General features: G+C 58.3%; 1 protein-coding gene. It reads right to left on the bottom strand.

All coding sequences use genetic code 11. The annotated features are described in order from the left end of the window. Positions 1-263 precede the first annotated feature (263 nt). Complete coding sequence (locus M5B96_RS32395) at positions 264-572, bottom strand: type II toxin-antitoxin system ParD family antitoxin (RefSeq protein ID WP_318654869.1); 309 nt, start codon at positions 570-572, stop codon at positions 264-266. Between the last annotated feature and the right edge of the window lie 42 nt (positions 573-614).

The following is a 614-nucleotide window of genomic DNA, read 5'->3' as shown; positions in this document are numbered from 1 at the left end:
GGCTGTCAAAACCCCAACTGCTACAAGCTTTTTCAGGTTCTTGGCGCAGCAATAGAGCAGGGGCCAGGACTACAAGTTCGGTTCCGCCAACAGTGTAGGAGCCATGCTGTTCGAGGGACAGGCCTTTGCTGGGCGATACGTATGCAGATGCACGGTCTCTGCGTAGTCCTTCACGATGGGCATCTTTTGCATGACGCTCCCATCGTGCAACAGTAGAGGCAAAACGATGCTCCCGTCCGGCGAAGACACCTACTTCCCCATGCTCAACGGTTCCTGGTTACGGAGAGGGCCGCTCGTTCGCCGATGTCAGCCAGGAACTCTCCCAACGGCTCACTACCCATCTCGATGAAACGACCTCCCTCCAGGTCCATCAGTCCTGCTGACGTAGTCTGACGCAAAGCCTCGAGCCTGGCTCGTTCTTCGGCCTCATGCGGCTCCAACAGACGAAGTCCTTCGCGCATGATTTGGCTGGCGTTCGGGTACTGGCCGGAAACAACCAGGTCACTGATGACCGGGTCCGAGTGATCAGTGAGAACGACATCTCCTGTCGGTGGATATACCGTGCGGGCCAGGGCGCGCTTGTCAGCTTCAGTGCTGGCGGGGTGAGGAAGGCG

The sequence above is a fragment of the Pseudomonas sp. MWU13-2105 genome (assembly GCF_023242315.1).
Taxonomy (GTDB): Bacteria; Pseudomonadota; Gammaproteobacteria; order Pseudomonadales; family Pseudomonadaceae; genus Aquipseudomonas.
Note: the sequence above shows the minus strand (reverse complement) of the source record. Positions and strands in the feature narration are given on the sequence as shown.